General features: G+C 52.7%; 3 protein-coding genes and 1 pseudogene. All 4 read right to left on the reverse strand.

What is annotated here, in order from left to right; translation table 11 throughout:
- Nucleotides 1-1,574: 1,574 nt before the first annotated feature.
- The 4 genes and pseudogenes from DWB67_RS17440 to DWB67_RS17455 all read right to left on the reverse strand — a co-directional run bounded on the left by DWB67_RS17440 (nt 1,575) and on the right by DWB67_RS17455 (nt 5,225).
- Nucleotides 1,575-2,186: a recombinase family protein gene (locus tag DWB67_RS17440; RefSeq protein ID WP_119808816.1), complete on the reverse strand. Its 612-nt coding sequence runs from the start codon at nt 2,184-2,186 to the stop codon at nt 1,575-1,577.
- A 707-nt stretch (nt 2,187-2,893) separates the two neighbouring features.
- Entirely contained in the window at nt 2,894-3,016 is a 123-nt protein-coding gene (locus DWB67_RS18540) for a hypothetical protein (protein WP_255418750.1), read from the reverse strand.
- Between the two features lie 356 nt (nt 3,017-3,372).
- Nucleotides 3,373-4,099, reverse strand: a pseudogene (locus DWB67_RS17450) (IS5 family transposase).
- A 124-nt stretch (nt 4,100-4,223) separates the two neighbouring features.
- A complete protein-coding gene (locus DWB67_RS17455; protein ID WP_119808817.1) occupies nt 4,224-5,225 on the reverse strand; it encodes a glycosyltransferase in 1,002 nt (333 codons plus the stop codon).
- Nucleotides 5,226-5,528: the final 303 nt, after the last annotated feature.

The following is a 5,528-nucleotide window of genomic DNA, read 5'->3' on the forward strand; positions in this document are numbered from 1 at the left end:
AAAATGGGCGCACGAACCTTCAGTGATCTGTTCAAAGCCCTCGGCGACATCTGCAATATGTTCTCGCCCCAAGAGTGCTGGAACTACTTCCACGCGGCAGGGTATGTATTAGGTTAAGACCGAAACGCTCTAGTTCCAAAAACCGGGAAATCATCGAGAAAACAGTCCTGTGCACTGTTTTCTAATTTTCCTCATATGTTGCAGCTCGTTATAATCGGTGCCGAAACGCGACGCAGGTTTTTTGAAGGTTTCCGACGCTGCTACGCCAGCGCTGAAAACCGCCTCTTGCCAGCGCAGGACATGTGATCTGCCTGACACATCAGCCTAGGCGTTTTTGAGGGTCTGGAATGGTAAGGGCAGGAAATGCGTTTTGGGCAGCGTTACACGTGCTAAATGCCTGTCACGCTGCGCCGTTTTTAGCTCCGCTGAATTCAGCAGTTTCTCCAGTCCGGATATCGGCTTCGGGGCAGCTTTTGCGCACTGCTGCACGGCATAAGATGAACTTTTCGATACATACCCGTCCGTCACTTACCCATCGGGTTGATACATAGCGGTCCGTCACTAACCCCGGGTTTAACACATACCTGTCCGTCACTAACGGCCTGTTTGATACATACCCGTCCGTTACTACTAGCTTAGTATGCAGGGATGTATTGAACGGATCCATGGGTTTTTGGGGGTGCTTGGCAGTCTCCAAAACAGGTGCTTGGGGGGCGCTCTGCTTTTGGATGATTGCAACGCTGATTGTTAATCTTGCGGCTCCAAAATCAGGCGTTGGCACGCGCATGTTTGTCCACGCTGCAGTTGGCTGAGATAAGGGCCCTTAAAAATCGCGCCTGAGCTGGCGTTTTCGTGTTTTGCATGGCATTGGTGCGGAAATTGCCTTAATGCGCCTCAGCGGCGATCTCAGAGCCTCTGGCGGCATATCTGGGTTGCGTTTCATCTCCCCACCTCACGTCCAGCCTGCAAATCGGCGGTTTTCTAGAGGGGCTGCGATGCGGTCAGGAAGCCCCCGACGGCCATGCTGGAGCGGACGCTCTTATTTCAGCAGGGGTCGCTGCATCGTTGCAGCCGGGAATATACATACCCGTCCGGCACTTACCCTGTAAAAAATACATAGTCGTCCGGCACTTCCAGCCTGTTGTACAGCTATGTATACCGGAGAACCTGCCCATTTCGACGCTTTTCGCGCCGTTTCGGCGGGTCTAATTTGGGCGCGTTTTTTGGCCGGATTTGGTCGCCGCAAACTTCCTTCAAGCCATCCGAACATTCAGGCGGCACTGGTTTTTTTGGCAGCCGCGACGCTTGGTATTCAGGACGCCGCAGGACCTTTGGGACAGAGAATGCGACCCCGTCCGAAAGCGAGGAAATCACAGCGTTTCGAGCGTAGAAATGATCCACGGGCTGGCATGACGGCAGACCCTGAAAGGCATAAATTTCGGGTCCTGCCAGCTTGGAAATTGTTGCCGGAATATGATCTTTCCGACACTCGAAAAGACAGCATTCGGGGGGGTGGAAAACGCGGGAAATCTGCCAGACGCCTATCTCGGCTCTGGAACGCAGCAACCCCCGTGTTATCCCTCCAGCACCCTTTTGCCATAATCCCGCAGCTGTCCGGTGGAATCGACATAGCGGTAGAGGGTGACAGGCCGGATCCCCAGTTCTTTGCTCAGGCTGGTCACCGAGGTCTCGCGGTTGGCCATGGCAGCTTGTGCCAGACGCACCTGCGCCTTGCTCAAGGCAAACCTGCGCCCGCCTTTGCGGCCCCGTGCACGTGCCGAGGTCAGCCCCGCCATAGTGCGTTCGCGGATCAGCTCGCTTTCGAACTCGGCCAGAGCGGCAAAGATGCCGAAGGACAGCCGTCCGGCAGCTGTGGTGGTGTCGATGGCCGCGCCTTGGCCGGTCAGCACCCTCAACCCGATCCCACGCTCTGTCAGCAGGGTCACGGTCTTCACCAGATGATGCAGGCTGCGTCCCAGACGGTCGAGCTTCCACACGGTCAGCACATCGCCCTCGCGCAGCGCCTTGAGACAGGCATGCAATCCTGGCCGGTCGTCCTTCTTGCCGGACGCCTGATCGGAATAGATCTGGTCCTGCGCCACCCCAGCGGCGATCAGGGCGTCATGCTGCAGGTCAAGCGACTGCCGCCCGTCTGCGGTCGAGACCCGCGCATAGCCGATCAGCATATGTCACAAACCTGCGATTGTGACACAGTCGAAATCCTGCTGTGTCCAGCCATCAAAACCGCTCCTTATCTTGTGTCTCAATCAAAGATAAGCGAACCATCGGTCCCGCGCAAAAGAAACGGTGATATCTGGAAAACACTCGGTAGGCTCTGCAGAAGCACGCGGACACTCAAATAGCTTTGTTCATTGGAGATTTGGCAAAGGTCCTTTAGCGTCGACCCCAGATATCTCAGTATGGGAGGTCGCATGTCCGAGAAAAAAGCCCTCCAGTCCAGATGGAGGCGCGCTAATCTGCATAAATACGACGCCCATCGGGCTGTGGCCGCAGCGATTGGATCCGGCAAGCTGGAACGGCAAGGCTGCGAGGTCTGCGGAGCTCTCAGGGTGGACGCCCATCATGACCACTACGACGAGCCTCTAAATGTCAGATGGCTGTGCCGGCGCCATCACATCCAGCTGCATTTCTATGGCGAGGATATGTTTCCTCTCCAGAGCAGACCGCCAAAAGAGACTGAGTAAAGCGTCGCCTGCTGCAAGGCGGGCAGGGCCGTGGTCGGGCCGGGAACACTGGACAGGCGTTGGCCTGACAAAAGCAATGTCAGCTTAAAAACTGTCACCCTCATACAGAAAGACCGCCGGTCCCTTTCGGATACAGCGGTCTTGCGCATAGGGATCAGACCGTCGCCTAAAAGACGGGATCAGCGATCCTAGTTGTTGGAGGCGATGGCAGTGTTGGTCGGGAACGAGGTGATCGTCACCATGGTGTCAGCAGCAATGCCGGCGCGGGCTAGTTCGACAGCCGTCATCACCAAGTCAGCGGGAACGTGCATGGTATCGACGGCTGCTGCGGTCGAGATCGTGTCGGGCGCTCGTTGCGGGCATCGGTTGCCATGGTCAGGGCGATCATCGGGGTTTTCATTGTGTCAGTCTCCGGCAGGTTTCATTTCGGTGGAACAGCTGGTGTGTTCCGATGACTGTCAGATATCCACAATCTGCGGCAGACCGGATCCCCTGCATTCAAACTGCTGCATAAAACGACTTATCAGCAGCTTTGGATCTGGCGCGAGGGAGCGATATCTTTAATAAGAGAATGAAGTTATCAGATTGAAAAATCTAACAATACAGTCAGTTTTGATTTTGGATATGATATTATCACCGGCAAGATGATGAAACTTGTGTACTTAGGTCATGTTGACAAATAACGGATCCAGAGACGGATCGATGTGATGTCTACGAAGCCAATAAAGCTCTCGGCGGTCTTGTCATAACGGGTGGCAACACGTCGGGCGTTTTTTAGCTTGTTGAAGCACCGTTCAACAAGGTTGCGCAGTGCATAAAGTGCGTGGTCTACACCGACGCGCATCTTACGTGATTTTCGCATCGGGATCTGGGTTAGCACGTCCCGCGCCTCTATGTTTTTACGAATACTGTCAGCATTATAGCCTCTGTCCGCAAGCATCACGCTTGGCATGGTCAGATTGTCGGTCATGACCAGTTCGAAGCCCTTATAATCAGATTACTGGCTTGGCGTGATCTCGGTTCTCATCGGCAAGCCGGCCGTATTGACGCGGAGATGAATTTTGGTCGTAAAGCCACCTTTTGAGCGCCCGAAACCCTGGCGCGAAGTCCCCCTTTAGCACCCGCTGCCTGATGGTGCGCGCGGATCACGGTGCTATCAACCATTTGCAGGGCATCTGGTGCAGCCCCACTCTCGTTCAGGGCATCCATGATCTGCTCCCAGAGACCTGCCAGTGTCCAGCGCCGGAACTGTCGGTAAACGCCGGACCACTTGCCAAATTCCTCCGGTAGATCTCGCCATGGAGAACGAGGCGGTGATTGGTTGGTTTGCGTCCGTTCGGAGCGCGGACAGTGCGAATGAAATGTTCAAAGAACATCCACTCCTCGTCCAACATGAGGTTTCGTGCCAAGATGGTTTCCTTTGCAGATACCAGCTTGAATCACATCCATTCCCCGCCGTGAATCCCTTTTGTCAACAGATCCTAGACTAAAAAGTTATACTTTAGATTGATCAATATTTTATCGGGTACCAGCCTGATCCAAAAGCTTTAAATATATATATGCACTTCTTTCAACGCTCAGGTTATCTTCGACGTAAGATCGGGGATCGAATTGAGAAAGCGCAGCCCAGAATTGGTCAAACGATGCCTCTACGCTTTCTTCGGTGAACGTCGTACCGCAACGCTCGTCGAAATACGGAACGGATGGAGCAAATACACCATTTGGTACAAGTTTTTTTTCTACCGGATCGACTAGCGTGCCCTCGTTCCATGCCAATATCGGTATGCCTGATGCCATTGCCTCTTGATATGCCAATCCTTGTGTTTCGTGTTCGCAAAGAAAAATCATAGCTCTGCTACTGCTAAGGGCTGCTTTAAAATCACCCAACTGGTGATTGCCATATCGTAGTATGACTGAACTTAAACCTTGCATATGCAGACGCTCCTGCATTCTGCCAAGAATGCGAGGTACCATTGCATCACGATTCCAGCGGATTTTATCATAAATGATAACATCGTGCCGTTTAGAGGTCTTGGATAGGTCCGGCCAATCACTCATAATGATCGGCACAAACATGGGCTGAATACGATCGCCCAGTTTTTCACGCCATATCTCGCAGTACCATTCTGAAGGTTGGGTAAATATTCTAATGTTTTGACTTGCGGTCATCTCATCCAACTCGTCCGGTCGCGGCACATAGCCAGGACCGAAAACCGCTGGATTAGGCAGTCGTACTTTGTTATAAACCTGCGGAAATCCAGCTATACCGATAGCTTGATTGGGGTTTTTGCGTGCATAGCTGAAATCGTTGACATGCACATCGACACCAAGCCTTTCTAGACCGTGCCTGAGGTTTCTAAACGCGGTATAAAATCCAGTATAAAGCTGCCTGTGCCTCAATCTACGATACGCTGTTCGCGCTGTCAGATGCAATCTCGATTGCAATCTACCAAAAGGCCGGTCCAGCGCTTTTTCTTCAAAGCCGTGATAAAACAGATCAACTCGACGCTTATAAACCATGAAATATTCCTTTCATGACAAGACTTTCCGTCAATTTTCATCTGTTTTGACTGTCCCAGCGAAGTTGATGGGAATACAGATGCGCGCGGTGCTAAAGTACCGGCCTTATGTTCCATTGGTCTGAAATTTTCAATCCTTGCGAACTGTAAAAAACGCAAAATTCACTTGGGCTAGAGCGTTTCGGCCATAACCTGATACATACCCTGCCGCGTGGAAGTAGTTCCAGCACTCTTGGGGCGAGAACATATTGCAGATGTCGCCGAGGGCTTTGAACAGATCACTGAAGGTTCGTGCGCCCATTTT

It is taken from the genome of Paracoccus sp. JM45 (genome assembly GCF_003590715.1).
Lineage (GTDB): Bacteria > Pseudomonadota > Alphaproteobacteria > Rhodobacterales > Rhodobacteraceae > Paracoccus.